This window comes from Streptomyces sp. NBC_01288 (assembly GCF_035982055.1).
Taxonomy (GTDB): domain Bacteria; phylum Actinomycetota; class Actinomycetes; order Streptomycetales; family Streptomycetaceae; genus Streptomyces.
Genome location: NZ_CP108427.1, coordinates 8245200 through 8261032, shown reverse-complemented (window position 1 = coordinate 8261032; position 15833 = coordinate 8245200). Strand labels below are relative to the sequence as shown.

Below are 15833 nucleotides of genomic sequence, written 5' to 3'. Positions count from 1 at the left end.
CCCTGCTCTTCTTGGACGCCGGTGCGCATGATCCAGGCCGTCCGGCACCCTTTCAACACAGGCCGCGCACACCCAGCCCGTCCGGCGTTTGAGGACGAGGCCCCTTCAGGGCCGAAGCGGGGTCTGGGGGCGCAGCCCCCAGGGACGCCCGCCCCCACGCCGCGCGCTACTGCCGGATCGCCCAGCCCCGTTCCCGCAACGCCGCGGTCAGCACCGGCGCGGCCTTCGGCTCCACCCACAACTGCACGAGTCCCGCCTGCTGCCCGGTCGCGTGCTCGATCCGCACGTCCTCGATGTTGACCCCCGCCATCCCCGCATCCGCGAAGATCCGGGCCAACTGCCCCGGCTGGTCGTCGATCAGCACAGCCACGACCTCGTACACCCGCGGAGCGGACCCGTGCTTGCCGGGGACGCGGACCTGCCCCGCGTTTCCCCGCCGCAGCACGTCCTCGATCCCGCCCGCGCCCTCCCGCCGCTTGTCGTCATCGGCGGACTGGAGAGCCCGCAAGGCCCGAACCGTCTCCTCCAGATCCCCGGCGACATCGGTGAGCAGATCGGCGACGGGCCCCGGGTTCGCGGAGAGGATGTCGATCCACATCCGGGGGTCGGACGCGGCGATCCGGGTCACGTCCCGAATCCCCTGCCCACACAGCCGTACGGCGGCCTCCTCGGCGTTCTCCAACCGCGCGGCGACCATGCTGGACACCAGATGAGGCATGTGGGAGACGAGCGCGACGGCCCGGTCATGGGCATCGGCGTCCATGACGACCGGCACGGCACGGCAGTGCGAGACCAGTTCCAGGGCGAGGTTCAACACCTCGGTGTCGGTGTCACGGGTGGGCGTCAACACCCACGGGCGCCCCTCGAAGAGGTCACCGGTCGCCGCCAGCGGACCCGACTTCTCGCGCCCGGACATGGGATGCGAGCCGATGTACCGGGACATCACCGCCGGGTCGAGGCCCAGCGACTCCAACTCCCGCCGCGGACCGCCCTTCACGCTGGCCACGTCGAGGTAACCCCGGGCCACCCCCCGCCGCATCGCGTCGGCCAGCACCCCGGCCACCAGCGCGGGCGGCGCGGCGACGATCGCGAGGTCGACGGGCCCGTCCGGCGCCTCGTCGGTACCGGCGCCGAGCGCGGCCGCCGTACGGGCCTGCTCGGGGTCGTGGTCGGTGAGGTGGACGACGACGCCCCGGGAGGCGAGGGCGAGCGCGGCGGACGTACCGATGAGCCCGGTACCGATGACGAGCGCGGTCCTCACTGCGCGATGTCCTTGCGCAGGGCGGCCGCCGCACCGAGGTACACGTGCGCGATGTCGGCACGGGGCCGGTCGGACTCGATGTGCGCGAGGACGCGGACCACGCGGGGCATCGCGCCCTCGATGTCGAGTTCCTGCGCGCAGATCAGCGGCACGTCGGCGAACCCGCTGCCGAGCTTGCGCGCGGCGGCCGCCGGGAAGTCGCTGTGCAGGTCGGGCGTGGCCGTGAACCAGACGCTGATCAGATCCTCGGCGGTGAGGCCGTTCCGCTCAAGGACGGCGGTGAGCAGCGCTCCGACCTGCTCGTCCATGTGCCCGGCCTCGTCCTTGTCCAGTTGGACGGCGCCCCGGACCGCTCGTACCGCCACGGCTTAGCTCCTCGCTGATGTACGGCTCTTGGTACTTCCAGCCTAATCAGCCCGTCCGCTACGGGTGCGCGGCGCCCGCCCACCGAGACGGTCACAGGGACTGTCGCCGGACCAGTTCCTCCAGCGAGGCGGCCTGCGGCACCTGCCCCTCCGGGGTGAGCTTGTCGACGGCCTGGGGCAGCGTCCGCGCGAGGTCGCTCGCGGCCTGCTCCGGGGTGACACCGGCCTGCTCGGCGACCTTCTGAAGGGTCTCGTCGGGCAGCGCCTGCTGGATCTGCTCACCGGTGACGGCCTGGTTCTGCCCGGTACCGACCCAGGAGTCCTTCTGTTCGGCGAGCCCGGACTTGGTGAGCATCTCCAGAAGCCCGCCCAACGGATTGCTTCCGCTACCGGCACCCGAGCCGCCACCGAGAGCCCCGAGCAGCGCGCCCAGGATGTTGCCGCTGCCGGAACCGCTCCGGCCCCCTCCGCCCGCTCCCCCCAGAAGACCACCGAGAAGGCCACCGAGATCGTTGCCCGCCATGGCTCGCACCTTTCGAGAGCGGCCGGCCGCTGGTCGGGGCCCGGCCTCGAACCCTGCCAATGTCACCCGAACCATCCCGTTCCGCTACTTGGGGTGAGATCATCCCGGTATGCCTCTTTACCCACGGCCCCGAGTCCGCTCTCATAGGCGGGTAGCCCGCCTCGGGGGAGGCCCACATTGAAGCGTCCTGGACCACTGCTCACTCTTCTGGCGGGCCTGGTACTGGGCCTGTTCATGCTGACGCTCAACTCGACATCGGGGACGAAGACCGCGTCGTCCTCGTACCGCGAGCAATCGCCGTCCGCGTCACCGAAGACGCCGGCGAAGACGTCACCGACACCGTCCGCCACGCCCAGCCCGACGCCGTCGCCGTCGAAGCCGCCCGTCGCGAACGCCAACTACGCCGGCCGCACCGACGACGACGCCGCCTCGGTCGCGGTCTCCGTCCGTGACGGCAAGGCGGTCGCCTACTTCTGCGACGGCCGCTACAAGGAGGCCTGGCTCAGGGGCCGCGTCAACAACGACGGCAGCATGAAGCTCACCGCCCCGAACGGCGCCGTACTCGACGGCAGGATCGAGCAGGGCAGGAAGATCCACGGCACCGTCAAGGACGAGGGCCGGCCGTACACGTTCACCGCCGACAAGGCGGTCAAGCCGTCCGGCCTGTGGCGCGCGACCGCGAAGGTGCGCGGCGCCAAGATCGACGGCGGCTGGATCGTGCTGCCGAACGGCCGCCAGACCGGCATCGTCACCCGCGACGGCAAGACCGCCGCCGCGCCCCGCATCGACCCGGAGACCGGCACGGTCACGGTCGACGGCCGGCAACTAACGGCACGACCCGTCACCCCCTGACCCCCCTGACCCACCAACCGCCTCAGGGAGCCGATCATGACCGCCGACCCGAACGCCGCCACCCAGGCCTACCCCCCACGCCCGCCCGCACGCCCCCACGACAGCCCCGCCCGCTACCTGATCCCGGCCCTCGTGGCCGCGGCCGTAGCGGTCGGCCTCGGCGTCTACGGCAAGGTCCACGACCCGGCGGGCACCGCCTTCAACCTCGCCGGCTTCAGCAGCACGGGCGCGGTGAAGTCCTGGCTCGCGACGACCGCGTTCTTCTTCGCCCTCGTCCAGGTCGTCTCGGCCTTCATGGTCTACGGCAGGCTGCCGGGCCCGAGTTGGTCGGCGACGCTGCACCGCTGGTCGGGGCGGATCGCGTTCCTGGTGGCGGTGCCGGTCGCGGTGCACTGTCTCTACGCGTTCGGGTACCAGACGTACTCGACACGCGTGATGTGGCATTCCCTCCTGGGGTGCGCGTTCTTCGGCGCCTTCAGTGCCAAGATGCTGCTGCTCCGCTCGGAACGCCTGCCCGGCTGGCTGCTACCGGTCATCGGCGGCTTGGTCTTCACCGTCCTCACGCTGCTCTGGCTGACATCCGCCCTCTGGTTCTTCCGCACCGTCGGAGTGACGACGTGACCATCCATCGTCGTGGCAACGACACGACGACCCCCTTCGGAGTGACTACATGACCGACAGCTCGACGCGCCGCACGGTCCTCGCGACGGGTGCGGCCGCCGCGCTCACCGCCGGCTGTAGCAAGTACGGCGACAGCAACGACTCCTCGGGCTCGTCGTCCGTGAAGGCCACCGGCGGCCAGGAGTTGGCGAAGACCTCCGACATCCCCGTGGGCGGCGGCAAGATCTTCAAGGACCAGAAGATCGTGGTGACCCAGCCGAAGAAGGACGAGTTCAAGGCCTTCTCGGCGATCTGCACCCATCAGGGCTGCACGGTCGGCACCGTCGCGAACGGCACCATCGACTGCCCGTGCCACGGCAGCAAGTACCGCATCGCGGACGGTTCCGTGGAGGCGGGACCGGCGCCGAAGCCGCTGCCCGCCGAGCAGATCAAGGTGGAGGGAAATTCGATCCGCCTGGCGTGAGATGCCACGTACGCTCCGGGAATGCCGTTCGAGAACCTGGTCCGCGACCACACGATCTACGCCTGCGTGATGGGTTCACGCGCCTTCGGCCTGGCGACGGACGGCAGCGACACGGATCGCCGGGGCGTGTTCGTGGCCCCCACTCCCCTGTTCTGGCGCTTCGACAAGCCGCCGACGCACATCGAGGGCCCGGCGGAGGAGCAGTTCAGCTGGGAGCTGGAGCGCTTCTGCGAACTGGCCCTGCGCGCGAACCCGAACATCCTGGAGTGCCTCCACTCCCCCCTCGTCGAGCACGTCGACGCCACCGGCCGCGAACTCCTCGCCCTGCGCGACGCGTTCCTCTCCCGCCAGGTCCACGAGACGTTCACGCGCTACGCGTTCAGCCAGCGGAAAAAGCTGGAGGTCGACATCCGCACACACGGCGCCCCGCGCTGGAAACACGCGATGCACCTCCTCCGCCTCCTCACCAGCGCCCGCGACCTGCTCCGCACGGGCACCCTGAGGATCGACGTCGGCGACCAACGCGCCCCGCTCCTCGCGGTGAAGCGCGGCGAAGTCCCCTGGCCGGAGGTCGAGTCCTGGATGACCCGCCTGGCAACGGAGACGGACGAGGCAGCCACCCGCACCCGACTCCCGGCGGAGCCGGACCGACGCCGAGTGGAGGACTTCCTGATCGGGGTCCGCCGCGCGTCCACCGACGTCCTAGCGGGGTGACGCCACGGCAAGCCCCACGTCGGCGGCGGCCTCGCCCTGGCGCTTGTCGTACGTCACGAACCAGCTGACCCCGTGACCGACCTTCAGCGCCGCCACGGTGTGGATCGCGTCGAGGCTGCGCAGCGAGGTATTCGGCGCCAACTCCCCTGCCTCCTGCATCAGTTCGGGCGTGAGACGAATCCGCGCGATGGCGTTCAGCAGCGCGTCGGCGGCGACCCTCTCGACCTCGTCCGCGCCGAGCCGGTGCAGCAGCAGCCGCACCTCGGTCTGCGCCAGGTCGCAGGTGACGACACGACGCATTCCGCCGTGCTGCCCGATCCACTGCTCCAGCGCGGCCGTCTCCGCTTCGACCCGCAGCAGCTTGGCGATGGCCGACGCGTCGAGGTAGAGCAGCGTCACCGCGTCTCCTCCTCGCGCTGAGCGAGCAGTTCGGCGGTGGGGCCGCGCCCCTCCGCGTCCCGCCTGACCGCACGCAGCCGCTCCAGCGCATCCACGGCCTCGCCGCCGCGCCCCTCGTCCATGACCGAGGCGTCGAGCAGGCCGACGGCGATCGCGGCACGGATGTCCCGTTCGGCAGGCTCCAGCGGAGACAGTATGGCGACCGGCACCCCGTCCCGAGTGACCTCGATCGACTCCCCCGCCGCCACGGCGTCCAACAGAGCCGCGGTGTGCCGGGACAGTTCCCGGACCGGCACGCGCCTGCGCTTCGTCTTACTCATGCCTGCCACAATACGCCCACCGCATGACACCGTCCATCTATGTCGGACACAGCCACGAAACGTCAGGCATCCCAGAGCGCCCCCAGCCCCAACAGCTCCCCCCGGTACTCGATCCGCCCCGCCCACTCCTCGGGCCAGGCGTCCGCGCCGAGGTGTGCCCCCGCGAACGCCCCCGCAAGACAAGCGATCGAGTCCGAGTCACCGGACGTACAGGCCGCGCGCCGCAACGCGGTCACCGGCTCCTCCACGAAGAGCAGGAAGCACAACAGCCCAGTGGCCAGGGCCTCTTCGGCGATCCAGCCCGCGCCGGTGGCCAGGCACGGGTCGGTCTCCGGGGACACGGTCCGCACTGCTTCCTCAAGCCGGCCGAGTACCTCCAGACACTCGTCCCAGCCCCGCGCGATGAAGTGCTCGGGCGAGGGGTCCTGGCTCCGCGTCCACAGGTCACCGAGCCAACGGTGGTTGTACCGGGTGCGGTTCTCGACGGCGTACGACCGCAGCAGCCCGACCAGCCCGGTCGGTTCCGCACCCTGCGCGAGCAGCCGTACGGCATGCGCGGTGAGGTCGGACGCGGCGAGGGCGGTCGGGTGGCCGTGGGTCAGCGCGGACTGCAACTGGGCGGCGCCGGAGCGCTGTTCGTCGTCCAGACCGGGAACGAGCCCGATCGGCGCGACGCGCATGTTGGCCCCGCAGCCCTTCGAACCGATCTGGCTGGCGTCCTGCCACGCCCGCCCCTCGCTCTTCAGCAGGTTGCAGGCGACGAGGCAAGTCCGGCCGGGGGCACGGTTGTTGTCCGGCGACTGGTACCAGTCCACGAACTCCTCGCGCACCGGCCGTTCCATCCGCTTGGGCCCAAGCAGCCCCCGTTCCATGGCAGTTCGCAGCCCGCGTCCCAACGCAAGCGTCATCTGCGTGTCGTCGGTGACGATCGCGGGCCTCGGCAGCTCCATCTCCCGCCAAGGACCGCACTTGGCAAGGATGTCGGTCACGGCGTTGAACTCGGTCGGGAAACCGAGCGCGTCCCCGAGGGCGAGTCCCACCAGGGCTCCCGTGGCGGCACGCTTACGGACAGTCGACGCAGTCATGCGGAACGTCCTTCCCGGGTAGGCCGAAGCAGCGGCGGATACAGGGCAGTCGCGTCCCCGGCGCGGTACAGCGCGGCCGGCTTCCCCCGACCGCCCGTCAACTTGGCCCCGCCCAGCACCGGTTCGACGAAACCCGGCGTGGCGAGCACCTTGCGGCGGAAGTTGGGCCGGTCCAACTCCGAACCCCACACGGTCTCGTAGACCTGTTGCAGCTCCCCGAGCGTGAACTCGGGCGAGCAGAACGCGGTGGCGAGGGAGCTGTACTCCAGCTTGGCGCCCACCCGTTCGTGCGCGTCGGCCAGGATCCGGTCGTGGTCGAAGGCGAGCGGGCCGAGCGAGTCGTACGGCAGCCAGCGCGCCTGCGCCGCGTCACTGCCCGCACGCGGCTCGGGCGGATCGGGCAGCAGCGCGGCGAAGGCGACGGTGACGACCCGCATCCGGGGGTCGCGGTCGGGCTCGCTGTAGGTGCGCAGCTGCTCCAGATGCAGCCCGGAGACGTCCGACAGGCCGGTCTCCTCGGCGAGTTCACGCCGGGCGGCCGTCTCCGCGGACTCGTCCGGCGCCACGAAGCCGCCGGGCAACGCCCAGTGCCCGGCGTACGGTTCCTGACCGCGCTCGACGAGCAGCACGTGCAGGGCGCCCGCGCGGATCGTGAGGACGGCGAGGTCGGCGGTGACGGCGAAAGGTTCGAAGGCGTACTTGTCGTATCCCGGTGATGTGGTCACGTGCACCCACTCCCTTAATGGTCAGTTAGACCATAAAGAGTGGCCGCGCTCCCGCACAACCCCCCGCAACGAAACGGCCGGCCCCGGAGAACCCGGAACCGGCCGCCACGAACAGAACTCAGACCTAGAGATCGACTTCCTGCATCAACATCCCGACCTCGGTGTTCGACAGCCGCCGCAGCCAGCCCGACTTCTGGTCGCCCAGGGTGATCGGGCCGAACGACACACGCACCAGCTTGTCGACCGGGAAACCGGCCTCCGCGAGCATGCGCCGCACGATGTGCTTGCGGCCCTCGTGGAGGGTCACCTCGACCAGGTAGTTCTTGCCGGTCTGCTCGACGACACGGAAGTGGTCCGCACGCGCGTACCCGTCCTCCAGCTGGATGCCGTCCTTGAGCTGCTTGCCCAGATCACGCGGGATCGGGCCCACGATGTGCGCGAGGTAGGTCTTCTTCACGCCGTACTTGGGGTGGGTCAGCCGGTGCGCCAGCTCGCCGTGGTTGGTGAGCAGGATCACACCCTCGGTCTCGGTGTCGAGCCGCCCGACGTGGAAAAGACGCGTCTCACGGTTGGTGACGTAGTCGCCGAGGCACTGCCGGCCCTCGGGGTCCTCCATCGTCGCGACGACACCGGCGGGCTTGTTCAGCGAGAAGAACTGGTACGACTGCGTCGCCACCGTCAGCCCGTCGACCTTGATCTCGTCGTGCTCGGGGTCGACGCGCAGCCCCTGCTCGACGACGATCTCGCCGTTGACCTCGACCCGGGACTGCTCGATCAGCTCCTCGCAGGACCGCCGGGAGCCGTAGCCCGCGCGTGCGAGGACCTTCTGCAGCCGCTCGCCCTCCTGCTCGGCGCCCGGGAAGGTCTTGGGCGGCTTGATGTCCTTCTTGCCCGCGTACCGCTCCCGGTTGCGCTCCTCGGCCCGCGCGTCGTACTCACGCGAGGTCGCCGGCGCCCAGCGCCCGCGTCCGGTGCCCTGGCCCTGCTTGGGGCCGCCCTTGGCACCACCGCGCGCGGCCGCACCCCGCCCCGACTTGGGACCTTCGTGGGATCCCGTGGGGCCTACGTCGTAGCGCCGCTCCTCGGGACGCGGCTTTCCGGCGCGCTTCGGCTTGTCGTCGCGCCCTCCCGCGCCGCTCGCGCCCCTCGGCTGGGAGCCGCCCCCGCCGGCACCCCGGGAGTTGCCCGCGCCGGAGCCACGGCCGCCGCCGCCCCCACCGGAACCCCGGGGACTGCCGCCCCCGCCGGTCCCGCGGGGGTTGCCGCGCCCGCCGCTCCTACCGCTGCCGCCACCACTGCTGCCACTGCCACTGCTTCGCATCAAAGTTCCGTCGTCGTCGTTTCGTCTGCATCTGCATCCGGTGCATCCGGATCGAACGACGGGACCCCTTCCAGCGTCTCCGCCTCGATCGCCTCAGCCTCAGGGAGGAAGGGCGCGAGCTCCGGGAGCTCGTCCAGGCCGCGCAGGCCCATCCGCTCCAGAAAGTAGTTCGTCGTCACGTACAGGATCGCACCTGTTTCGGGTTCCGTGCCCGCCTCCTCGACCAGACCCCGCTGCAAGAGGGTGCGCATCACACCGTCGCAGTTGACTCCGCGGACCATCGAGACCCTGCTGCGGCTGACCGGCTGGCGGTACGCGACGACCGCCAGGGTCTCCAGCGCCGCCTGTGTGAGCCGGGCCTGCTGCCCGTCCAGGACGAAGCCCTCGACGGCCGGCGCGTACTCCGGCCGGGAGTAGAACCGCCATCCGCCGGCGATCAGCCGCAGCTCGAAACCGCGCCCCTGCACGGTGTACTCGTCGGCCAGCTCGCGCAACGCGTCCGCGATCCGCCGTTTGGGCCGCTGGAGTATTTTCGCGAGGTGTTCCACGGTCGCGGGCTCGTCCACGACCATCAGGACGGCCTCCAGAGCGGGCTTGAGGGCGAGATCCGCGACGGCGGACGGGCTCGCCGGTACGCCCGTGGTCTCCTCGCTCACGCCGACTCCTCCTTGATCTCCTTGGGCGGCTCGGGCGGCCGGTCGAACTCGTCCGTCACCACCGGCTCGCCCTCCCCCTCCCCACCGGTCCAGCGCACGATCAGATCCCCGAGCGCGGTCTCCTGGTCCAGCGCGACGGCCTTCTCCCGGTAGAGCTCCAGAAGGGCCAGGAACCTCGCTACGACGGTCAGGGTGTCGTGGGTGTCGTCCACGAGCACGCTGAAGCTGGCCTCGCCGAGCTCCCGCAGCCGCGCGACCATGATCCCGGCCTGCTCCTGCACGCTGACGAGCGGCGCGTGGATGTGATCGACGTAGACCTGCGGCCTGGGCCTGGGCTGCATCGCCTTCACGGCGAGCCTGGCGAAGCCCTCGGGCCCGATCCGGATGACGACCTCGGGCAGCAGCTCGGCGTGGTGCGGTTCGAGCCCGACGGTACGGGGATAGCGCCGGGCCTCGTCGTCGAGACGCCGGTTGAAGATGTCGGCGATCTGCTTGTAAGCCCGGTACTGCAACAACCGCGCGAACAACAGGTCCCGCGCCTCCAGCAACGCGAGATCGGCCTCGTCCTCGACCTCGGCGGCGGGCAGCAGCCTGGCCGCCTTCAGATCCAGCAGGGTCGCCGCGACGACGAGGAACTCGGTCGTCTCATCCAGATCCCAGTCAGGACCCATCGACCTGATGTACACCATGAACTCATCGGTGACCTTGGACAGCGCCACCTCGGTGACATCGAGCTTGTGCTTCGAGATCAACTGAAGGAGAAGATCGAAGGGCCCCTCGAAGTTGGCGAGCCGCACCTTGAAGACCCCGTCATCGGGTTCTTCGGCCGAGGGCTCCTCAACAGCCGCCTCAGGCTCTTCTACGACAGCTTCGGGCTCCGGCACCGCCACGACGACCGCGACCTCGGCCTCAGGCTCCGGAGCCGTACCCGGCCCTTTGCCCAGCGCACGCCGACGGCCGGCGGGTGCGCCGGATGCGGGAGCGTCGTTCGAGGTCATGGCCCCCGCAGGCTACCGCTACCGCCCGCGAAGCCGGCGGACGAGAATGCTCGCGTCCCCGCGGGACTCCAGATCGGCCAGGACGACGGCGACCGCCTCGCGGACGATCCGCCCGCGGTCGACCGCGAGGCCGTGCTCGCCCCGGAGCATCAGGCGCGCGTGCTCCAGGTCGATGAGTTCCTCGGCGGAGACGTACACGGTGATCTTCTCGTCGTGCCGCTCCCGCCCGCTGGGCCGACGGTTGGCCTGCGCCCGCTGTCGCTGCTTCCGAGGCTGGGCAGAACCTTCCTGCGCCTCCTGACGTCGTCCTGAGCCGTCCGCGGACCGGCTGCGGGACTCGCCGCCGTCGGAGTCCGCCGCTACGTGCTCGGCGCCCTCTCCGTCACCGCCCTGGGCGGGTACGGACTGCGGGGCGTCGTCCCCGGCGGCGGCACCGTCGCTCTCCCCCGCCGGAGCCGGTACCCGGGCCTCGCCGTTGGCCCGGCTCCTGGGGGTGGACGACTGAAGCGCCATCCCCCCTGTCGTACGGAACAGTTCGTCGGCCCCCGGCAGACTCACTCGGCGTGACACCGGGCGAGCACCTCCCTGGCGAGCTGGCGATAGGCGGCGGCACCGACGGAGTTGGAGGCGTACGTGGTGATCGGCTCACCGGCGACCGTGGTCTCCGGGAAGCGCACCGTGCGCCCGATGACCGTGTGGTAGACGTGCTCGTCGAACGCCTCGACCACGCGGGCGAGGACCTCACGGCTGTGCACGGTGCGGGAGTCGTACATCGTGGCGAGGATCCCGTCGAGCTCCAACTCGGGGTTGAGGCGCTCCTGGACCTTCTCGATGGTCTCCGTCAGCAGCGCGACTCCGCGCAGCGCGAAGAACTCGCACTCCAGCGGCACGATCACCTTGTGAGCCGCCGTCAGGGCGTTCACGGTGAGCAGGCCGAGGGAGGGCTGACAGTCGATCACGATGTAGTCGTAGTCGGCCATCAGCGGCTTCAACGCCCGCTGGAGGGTGGACTCGCGCGCGACCTCGCTCACCAACTGCACTTCGGCGGCCGACAAGTCGATGTTGCTGGGCAGCAAGTCCATGTTCGGGACAGCTGTCTTGAGAAGCACCTCGTCGGCCGACATGCCCCGCTCCATGAGCAGGTTGTAGACGGTGAGGTCCAACTCCATGGGATTGACGCCCAGTCCGACCGACAGCGCGCCCTGCGGGTCGAAGTCGACGAGCAGTACGCGTCGGCCGTACTCCGCGAGTGCGGCACCCAGGTTGATGGTCGACGTGGTCTTGCCGACGCCGCCCTTCTGGTTGCACATCGCGACGATCGTCGCGGGGCCGTGACTGGTCAGCGGACCCGGGATCGGGAAGTAGGGCAGCGGGCGTCCGGTAGGGCCCACGCGCTCACGGCGTTGGCGGGCGGCGTCGGGCGCGAGTGTGGCCGCGTACTCGGGATCGGGCTCGTACTCGGCGTCGGGGTCGTAGAAGTGCCCGTCGGGCAGTTCGTCGAAGTCGGCGAACTGGTTGCGGGGCGCGCCCCTTCCGTCGCCGGCCATGGCGTTCACGTGATGGCCATCCATGCTCTGGTGTGCTGGCTGGGTCGCCCCTGGCTTGTGGTGACCCCGGTGGGCTGCGAAGGTACGCACCGCGACGGAGCCGACAGCCTCGAACCCCGCGGGCTCCTGGCCCTTTGCAGGCATTCCTGGTTGACCACCCCCGGGAGTAAATGTCGACTCATTCACAAGTCGTCTTACCTCCTTGGTGACCAGGGAATTTCTCGATAGGTCAGCGTGGCACCATGCCGACGTTCGGCGACTCTATGGCGTGTCGGGTGTTCGCAGCAACACAATCCGCCGGACCCGGCCCGATGTGTCGGCAATGAAACATCCCTCTGTCAAGGGCGTACGGCAGTCGCACGGCAGGTTTCACCGGTGCACGAATCGGTTCAAGGGTTACGTTCGGGGCGAGTTGGCCGAGTGCCGCAAAGTGACCATACACACACCCGGCCGGACCTTGTCGGGCAAGGTCCGGCCGGGCGTGCGGTGTTGACGACCTGTGTTGACGTATCGCCTTTTACTGAACGGTGACTTAGTCGACAGAGTCAGCCGAGCAGCGATTCCAGCTCGACGTGCTCCAGTCCGTGCGCCTCGGCGACCTCGCGGTAAATCACCTTGCCGTCATGGGTGTTGAGACCCTTGGCGAGAGCAGGATCACGTCGCAGCGCCTCGGCCCAGCCGCGGTTGGCGAGCTCCACGATGTACGGGAGCGTCGCGTTGGTGAGCGCGTAGGTGGACGTGTTCGGCACCGCGCCGGGCATGTTGGCGACGCAGTAGAAGACCGAGTTGTGGACCGGGAAGGTCGGCTCGGCGTGGGTCGTGGGACGCGAGTCCTCGAAGCAGCCGCCCTGGTCGATCGCGATGTCGACAAGAACACTTCCGGGCTTCATCCGCGACACGAGTTCGTTGGTGACCAGCTTCGGTGCCTTGGCGCCCGGGATGAGCACCGCGCCGATGACGAGGTCGGCGTCCAGGACGGCCTTCTCCAGCTCGAAGGCGTTGGACATGATCGCCCGGACCTTGGTGCCGAAGACCTTGTCGGCCTCGCGGAGCTTGTTGATGTCGCGGTCGAGCAGCGTGACGTGGAAGCCCATGCCGACGGCGATCTGTGTGGCGTTCCAGCCGGAGACACCGCCGCCGATGACGACGGCGCGCGCGGGCTGGGTGCCGGGGACACCGCCGGGGAGGACACCGCGGCCGCCGACCGAGCGCATCAGGTGGTAGGCGCCGACCTGCGGGGCCAGCCGGCCCGCGACCTCGGACATCGGGGCGAGCAACGGCAGGGCGCGGCCCGGGAGTTCGACGGTCTCGTAGGCGATGGCCGTGGTGCCGGACTCGACGAGCGCGTCGGTGCACTCCTTGGAGGCGGCCAGGTGCAGGTAGGTGAAGAGCGTCTGGTCCTTGCGGAGGCGGTGGTACTCCTCGGCGATGGGCTCCTTGACCTTGAGCAGCAGGTCGGTGGTGGCCCAGACCTCGTCGGCGGTGGCCAGGATCCGCGCACCGGCCGAGACGTACTCGTCGTCCGTGATCGAGGAGCCGACGCCGGCGTTCTGCTCGATGAAGACCTGGTGGCCGTGGCGCACCAGCTCGTGCACGCCGGCGGGGGTGATGGCCACCCGGAACTCGTTGTTCTTGACCTCGCGGGGGATGCCGACCTTCACGTCGATCACGGTCCTTGGCTCAGAGGGTGTGGGGCAATACATCTCATACCCGGACATGCACGAGCGCACCGGGAGACCGCAGGAGAAGGTGCGGCAGAGCCAGTCTAATGAAGGCGTTCTCCGTGTCTAGCCTTTCAATGCATCAATCTTCTGCGGATGTACTACGGATTTCGCAGGCGTTAGCGTCTTGTTCCAGGGGTTCGGAGGCGGATTCCGGGGATTCGGGGGCGCAATCGGCCTCCAGAAGCTCCTCGCCCAGCATCCGCTCGGCCGTCCCGCGGTGCAGCGCGGCGGACGCCGGGTCGCCGAGCCGGTCGAGGGTGTCGGCCAGCCGCAGCTGGAGTGCCGCCTGGAGCCGTACGTCCTCGGCGCGGCGCGCCCACTCGACGCCCTCGTGGCAGGTGGCGAGCGATTCCTCGGGGCGGCCCGCGTACTCCTGGACCCGTGCCAACTCGCTCAACGCCCTTGCCTGGGCGGCCACATCACCGTTCTTGCGGTGCCCGGCCACGGCGGCCCGCCAGTTCCTGAGCGCCTCGCCGTAACGACCCGCGTAGGTGTGCGCCGCGCCGATCCGGCCGTAGAGCCGGGCGGCGTCCACGTGCTCGGCCCGGGCCTGCCGCTGGGCGAGCGCGCGGCCGAACCAGTCGGCGGCCCGGTCGTGGTCCCCCAGCTCCTGGTGCGCGCCGCCTACGGATTCCATCGCGCGGCCGGTCGCGTACGGGTCGTTCGCTTCGCGTCCGGCGTCCAGCGCGGCCCGGTAGCGGGCCAGCGCCTCGGTCGTCCGGCCGGTCTGCGCGTCCAGATCGGCGAGGTTGAGCAGCGCGGCGGCCTTCTCGCGGGGCAGGTCGCGCCGCTCGGCCACGTCGAGGACGAGGCGGTGGATGCCGTAGAGCTCGGGGGCGGCGGCCTGGGTGCCGAAGTGGGCGACCATCGCGCGCACCAGCTGGGACATCAACCGGCGGGCCAGCGTGTCGAGTTCGCCGTCGGCGACCGCGAGGCGGGCGGAGGCGAGCAGGGCGGGCTGGCGGACGCGGAGCCAGTCGGCGGCGGCGCGGGGGGTCGGGAAGCGCAGCGCGCTGGGCGTGCCGAGGAGTTTCTCGCGGGCCTGGGGGCTGTCGGTCTCGGTGATGGCGCGGCAGGACTGGAGCAGCCGTACGGTGCGCTCCAGCATGCGGGCGCGGGCGAGCTGGAGTTCGGCCGGGCGGTCCTGGGTCTCGGCGAGGCCGTGCAGGAGGGGCTGGAGACAGCCGGGGACCTCGTACTGCGGCAGCGGGGAGTCCAAGGCCCGCAGCAGGCCGGCGGCGACGAAGTCGTCCAGCGTGGTGCGGGCGCCGTTGACGGAGCAGCCGGCGAGCGCGGAGGCGGTCTGCGGGTCGACCAGGCCGGCCGGGGCGAGGGAGAGCAGTCGCAGTATCCGGGCGGCGGGGCTGGGCAGCGAGCCGTAGACGAGCCGGAAGACGCGGCTCAGGGGCGAGCCCTCGTCGCTCTCGGCGTGCAGGTGCTTGGCGAGGTCGGCGACGGCGGCCTGCGGGCGGGCGGCGAGCCAGCCGCCGGCCAGGGTCAGCGCGGCGGGCTGGGTCCGGCACACCTCGACGAGGCCCTCGGCGGCGACCGGGTCGACGGTGATGCGGACCGCGCCGGTGTAGCGGGTGAGGAGTTCCAGCGCGGACTTGGTGTCGAGTCCGCCCAGGGTGCAGGGGCGGACGTCGGCGATGCCGGTGAGCGGGCCGCCGGAGACGGCGACGACGAGGCAGTCCGGGGAGTCCGGCAGCAGCGCGTCGACCTGCTCGGCGTCGGCCGCGTCGTCCAGCAGGAGCAGCGCCCGGCGGTCGGAGAGGGCTTCGCGCAGGATGTCCGAGAGGTCGTCCTCGGAGGCGCCGGCCGGGGTCGGCAGCTCCAGGGCGGTGAGGAGTTCGCGGGCGGTGCGCTCGGTGGGGACGGGAGTGCCGTCGGGCTCGCTGAGCCGCGCGCGGAACACACCGGCGTCGTAACGGTCGGCGACCTGTCGGACGAGTTCCTCGGCCAGCGCGCTGCGGCCGGAGCCGGGCTTGCCCGCGATGAGGAGGACGCGTGCGCGGGGGGCCTTGCGGCCCGCGATGGTGTCCAGTCCGGCGCGCTCGATGTCGGCGCGCAGCTCCTTCAACTCTCTTGCGCGGCCCAGGAATTGGCCCTCGGGAGTAGTGTCCTCGGACAGCCTCACGCCGCCGGTGTCCACCGCCTGATCCGTCACGGGCCACACTCCCGTCCCACTGCACGCGCATAGCCCGCCGGGACTCCGGATCGGGTGATTCCAGAGCCTAGTTCACGCTCTGCGACGAACCG

General features: G+C 70.5%; 18 protein-coding genes. 4 read left to right on the top strand and 14 right to left on the bottom strand.

Annotated features, from left to right (window positions below):
* Positions 1 to 166: 166 nt before the first annotated feature.
* The 3 genes from OG194_RS37165 to OG194_RS37155 form a co-directional block, all read right to left on the bottom strand.
* A complete protein-coding gene (locus OG194_RS37165; RefSeq protein ID WP_327405125.1) occupies positions 167 to 1261 on the bottom strand; it encodes a prephenate dehydrogenase in 1095 nt (364 codons plus the stop codon).
* A complete protein-coding gene (gene aroH, locus OG194_RS37160; RefSeq protein ID WP_033286250.1) occupies positions 1258 to 1626 on the bottom strand; it encodes a chorismate mutase in 369 nt (122 codons plus the stop codon). Before aroH ends, OG194_RS37165 begins: the two co-directional genes overlap by 4 nt.
* 91 nt (positions 1627 to 1717) lie before the next feature.
* Positions 1718 to 2149 (bottom strand): YidB family protein, encoded by a 432-nt coding sequence (locus OG194_RS37155; protein ID WP_327405124.1) that lies wholly within the window; start codon positions 2147 to 2149, stop codon positions 1718 to 1720.
* A 177-nt stretch (positions 2150 to 2326) separates the two neighbouring features.
* On the opposite strand from OG194_RS37155, the gene OG194_RS37150 reads away from it, so the two are divergent.
* From OG194_RS37150 to OG194_RS37135, 4 genes are read left to right on the top strand one after another with little or no spacing between them, the layout of a single operon-like run.
* A complete protein-coding gene (locus OG194_RS37150) occupies positions 2327 to 3001 on the top strand; it encodes a hypothetical protein (protein WP_327405123.1) in 675 nt (224 codons plus the stop codon).
* Between the two features lie 36 nt (positions 3002 to 3037).
* On the top strand, positions 3038 to 3622 hold the full coding sequence (locus tag OG194_RS37145; RefSeq protein ID WP_327405122.1) for a DUF6529 family protein: 585 nt from the start codon (positions 3038 to 3040) through the stop codon (positions 3620 to 3622).
* A gap of 49 nt (positions 3623 to 3671) precedes the next feature.
* Positions 3672 to 4085 (top strand): Rieske (2Fe-2S) protein, encoded by a 414-nt coding sequence (locus OG194_RS37140; protein WP_327405121.1) that lies wholly within the window; start codon positions 3672 to 3674, stop codon positions 4083 to 4085.
* Between the two features lie 21 nt (positions 4086 to 4106).
* Entirely contained in the window at positions 4107 to 4799 is a 693-nt protein-coding gene (locus OG194_RS37135) for a nucleotidyltransferase domain-containing protein (protein WP_327405120.1), read from the top strand.
* Here the strand turns inward: OG194_RS37135 and OG194_RS37130 are convergent.
* The 11 genes from OG194_RS37130 to OG194_RS37080 all read right to left on the bottom strand — a co-directional run bounded on the left by OG194_RS37130 (position 4788) and on the right by OG194_RS37080 (position 15741).
* On the bottom strand, positions 4788 to 5198 hold the full coding sequence (locus OG194_RS37130; protein WP_327405119.1) for a type II toxin-antitoxin system VapC family toxin: 411 nt from the start codon (positions 5196 to 5198) through the stop codon (positions 4788 to 4790). The two genes, OG194_RS37135 and OG194_RS37130, sit on opposite strands and share 12 nt — an antisense overlap.
* Positions 5195 to 5518, bottom strand: a complete 324-nt coding sequence (locus OG194_RS37125) for a type II toxin-antitoxin system Phd/YefM family antitoxin (protein ID WP_327405118.1) — start codon at positions 5516 to 5518, stop codon at positions 5195 to 5197. The genes OG194_RS37130 and OG194_RS37125 overlap by 4 nt, the downstream gene beginning before the upstream one ends.
* Positions 5519 to 5580: 62 nt before the next feature.
* Entirely contained in the window at positions 5581 to 6603 is a 1023-nt protein-coding gene (locus OG194_RS37120) for an ADP-ribosylglycohydrolase family protein (RefSeq protein WP_327405117.1), read from the bottom strand.
* Complete coding sequence (locus OG194_RS37115) at positions 6600 to 7328, bottom strand: NUDIX hydrolase (protein WP_327405116.1); 729 nt, start codon at positions 7326 to 7328, stop codon at positions 6600 to 6602. The genes OG194_RS37120 and OG194_RS37115 overlap by 4 nt, the downstream gene beginning before the upstream one ends.
* Positions 7329 to 7452: 124 nt before the next feature.
* Entirely contained in the window at positions 7453 to 8649 is a 1197-nt protein-coding gene (locus OG194_RS37110; RefSeq protein WP_327405115.1) for a pseudouridine synthase, read from the bottom strand.
* Complete coding sequence (gene scpB, locus OG194_RS37105; RefSeq protein ID WP_327405114.1) at positions 8649 to 9305, bottom strand: SMC-Scp complex subunit ScpB; 657 nt, start codon at positions 9303 to 9305, stop codon at positions 8649 to 8651. Before scpB ends, OG194_RS37110 begins: the two co-directional genes overlap by 1 nt.
* Entirely contained in the window at positions 9302 to 10303 is a 1002-nt protein-coding gene (locus tag OG194_RS37100; RefSeq protein ID WP_327405113.1) for a segregation and condensation protein A, read from the bottom strand. Before OG194_RS37100 ends, scpB begins: the two co-directional genes overlap by 4 nt.
* An 18-nt stretch (positions 10304 to 10321) precedes the next feature.
* A complete protein-coding gene (locus OG194_RS37095) occupies positions 10322 to 10873 on the bottom strand; it encodes a hypothetical protein (protein ID WP_327405112.1) in 552 nt (183 codons plus the stop codon).
* Positions 10858 to 11994, bottom strand: coding sequence for a ParA family protein (locus tag OG194_RS37090; protein ID WP_327405111.1), 1137 nt, complete (start codon positions 11992 to 11994; stop codon positions 10858 to 10860). Before OG194_RS37090 ends, OG194_RS37095 begins: the two co-directional genes overlap by 16 nt.
* 401 nt (positions 11995 to 12395) lie before the next feature.
* Positions 12396 to 13511 (bottom strand): alanine dehydrogenase, encoded by a 1116-nt coding sequence (ald, locus tag OG194_RS37085; RefSeq protein ID WP_327407339.1) that lies wholly within the window; start codon positions 13509 to 13511, stop codon positions 12396 to 12398.
* 142 nt (positions 13512 to 13653) lie between these two features.
* Complete coding sequence (locus OG194_RS37080) at positions 13654 to 15741, bottom strand: tetratricopeptide repeat protein (RefSeq protein ID WP_327405110.1); 2088 nt, start codon at positions 15739 to 15741, stop codon at positions 13654 to 13656.
* Between the last annotated feature and the right edge of the window lie 92 nt (positions 15742 to 15833).

Bases quoted from the DNA above. Each gene is read 5' to 3' on its own strand.
- OG194_RS37155 (WP_327405124.1), bottom strand. From the start codon at position 2,149: ATGGCGGGCAACGATCTCGGTGGCCTTCTCGGTGGTCTTCTGGGGGGA.
- OG194_RS37145 (WP_327405122.1), top strand. From the start codon at position 3,038: ATGACCGCCGACCCGAACGCCGCCACCCAGGCCTACCCCCCACGCCCG.
- OG194_RS37140 (WP_327405121.1), top strand. From the start codon at position 3,672: ATGACCGACAGCTCGACGCGCCGCACGGTCCTCGCGACGGGTGCGGCC.
- OG194_RS37135 (WP_327405120.1), top strand. From the start codon at position 4,107: ATGCCGTTCGAGAACCTGGTCCGCGACCACACGATCTACGCCTGCGTG.
- OG194_RS37125 (WP_327405118.1), bottom strand. From the start codon at position 5,518: ATGAGTAAGACGAAGCGCAGGCGCGTGCCGGTCCGGGAACTGTCCCGG.
- OG194_RS37120 (WP_327405117.1), bottom strand. From the start codon at position 6,603: ATGACTGCGTCGACTGTCCGTAAGCGTGCCGCCACGGGAGCCCTGGTG.
- OG194_RS37110 (WP_327405115.1), bottom strand. From the start codon at position 8,649: ATGCGAAGCAGTGGCAGTGGCAGCAGTGGTGGCGGCAGCGGTAGGAGC.
- OG194_RS37100 (WP_327405113.1), bottom strand. From the start codon at position 10,303: ATGACCTCGAACGACGCTCCCGCATCCGGCGCACCCGCCGGCCGTCGG.
- OG194_RS37090 (WP_327405111.1), bottom strand. From the start codon at position 11,994: ATGCCTGCAAAGGGCCAGGAGCCCGCGGGGTTCGAGGCTGTCGGCTCC.